Below are 2,058 nucleotides of genomic sequence, written 5' to 3' on the forward strand. Positions count from 1 at the left end.
TTTAACTTAAATAAGTTAAATTCATTTCGACCATTCGAAATGAAACGATTGACAATTGCTATTTGACGCTTATCCTGAACTGAATTACCTCATTCCCGGACAGGCACTAGTTAGTTTTAGAGAAGTCGAGCTTTTAATTACTGTATGTAATCATTCTACCTGTGGGGGGAGCGATCGGGTAACCGCCTCTTCCACCCGGAATTAATAACCATCGCTGGATTTAGGAGTAATAAGTAATGAATGAAGACGCTCTTCAAGACGCTCATCAATGTAGCAAGTGTGGGAAGTTGGTAGAGGGAGCAAAGGTTTGCTTCATAGATGACACTGCTTTTTGCCCAAAATGTATGTATGGTGATGTTGAGCCATTTGAGATTTATCCCATTGGAATTGTCAGAAGCAATTTATCACGAAATCTTAATAAGGAATTCGGTCTAGTTGGAGACCCAAAAGAAGAATCCCGGATTGAACTCGTTCCCACACAGAAAGCCTTTATGTATAAACTCGAGGAAGAAGAATATATAACCGTTGTTTATTACCTTCATAAAACAAAATCCCCCAGGTCTATTTTTAGAAGAAAAATCGATTTAAAGGAAGTTGGTGTTTTTGCTTCCCGTTCTCCTGACAGGCTTTCCAAGATAGCTGTTACAGATGTCAGATTGATAAAGATTGAAGATACAACACTCTACGTTGAAGGCCTTGACGCCATTGATGGAAGCCCTGTGCTTGACATAAAATTACAATGGAAAAAAGGGAGGTGAAATGATCCTATTCACAGATAGATAATGACCTCAACCACCTTAAAGGTCAATTACCGTTTTGATGGTTACAGTGGCAAGACAACCTTAACGACTAGCTATATCGCGGGAGGAATGACCGAACCAGGAGGAAAAAGCAGAGGAAATAAAATCAAGGTGGATTTCAGGTTCGAGGAGTGAAAACCCGGACAAATTTAGAACAAGACTTTCTTCCTGACCTGCCTGTTTTTTAAAGTAAAGTTTTGACAATCACCCTAAACAAACAGCCGAAAACCAGGGCTTTTTTTACCGGGTTTTGGGTGTGGATTTGTCCTTTTTGGATCGTTATGATAAGGCTTGACATTTCAGTATAAAGCGGCATATATTAATCAATATAATTAAAATAGCAAGTCCGGATCACGTGCGGTCTTAATTTTTAAGGTCAGGGCCATGGATTAATGAAGCCATGAAAGGGGGTGCAAGGAATTCATTGATCAAAACATGAAAGTTCAAAAAGGATTTTGTCTAATGATGACCAATTAACAGAAAAGGAGGGTTATGTCATGGCAAGAATCAAGATTAAAGATTTACCAAAAGACATGAAAATCAGCAAGGATGAGATGAAAAAGATAATGGGGGGTATTGCCCCGAGATTTGGAAGAATCAGGACTTTACCAACTATTTATGGGTCCGACGATGACGGCTGTGAACCAGAGGTTGAATATTACTTTTCTCCATCTGAAACGGGAAGCTGCTAACAGACAGACCAGAGGCGCCTCGAAAAGAATCGGAAACGAAGTTTTCATCCATCTAAGCAGGCAACAAGCTCCATGTGCGCCGCGAATCTCGAAGAAAAAGAGATGAGGGCGCATAATAATTATTTGACGAACTCATGACCGAGGCATTTGAATAATGCCGGGAAATAGCTCGCCGCCCCTATCTTAATGTCCGGAGGGAGCGGGATACCCTTTACCCGCACAAGCCTTTAAAGAGAGAGCATGAGATACAGCCAGCAGCATTGCGGTCCTGCCATTTAGCCAAGAGGTTCTTAAATATGGCGGATATTGGCTATAAAAAATTATCGGTGAAAGGCAGCCATTATGTTTATGACACCAACACGAATGACCTTGTGAAGGTGGATAAAGCCGTTTACCAGATCCTTGACGATTATTTCAAATACAATCCCCGCACGCTAAAGAATAAATATAAAAACAAGCTCCCTGACCACGATCTTCGATCAGCAATTGACTTTATTCGCCGGGCGATAAACGAACGCGGCATGTTCCAGCCCTTTTTTAAAAAAGACTTTTCAATGTACCTGGAT

General features: G+C 40.9%; 3 protein-coding genes. All 3 read left to right on the forward strand.

The features are described from left to right. The first annotated feature begins 236 nt into the window (after window positions 1-236). Window positions 237-758 (forward strand): SAM-dependent methyltransferase, encoded by a 522-nt coding sequence (locus tag JRI95_17140; protein ID MBW2063271.1) that lies wholly within the window; start codon window positions 237-239, stop codon window positions 756-758. Between the two features lie 539 nt (window positions 759-1,297). After that, window positions 1,298-1,492, forward strand: coding sequence for a hypothetical protein (locus JRI95_17145; GenBank protein MBW2063272.1), 195 nt, complete (start codon window positions 1,298-1,300; stop codon window positions 1,490-1,492). Between the two features lie 296 nt (window positions 1,493-1,788). After that, on the forward strand, window positions 1,789-2,058 hold a 270-nt coding region (locus JRI95_17150), incomplete at its 3' end, for a hypothetical protein (protein MBW2063273.1).

This window comes from Deltaproteobacteria bacterium (genome assembly GCA_019308995.1).
Lineage (GTDB): Bacteria > Desulfobacterota > Desulfarculia > Adiutricales > JAFDHD01 > JAFDHD01.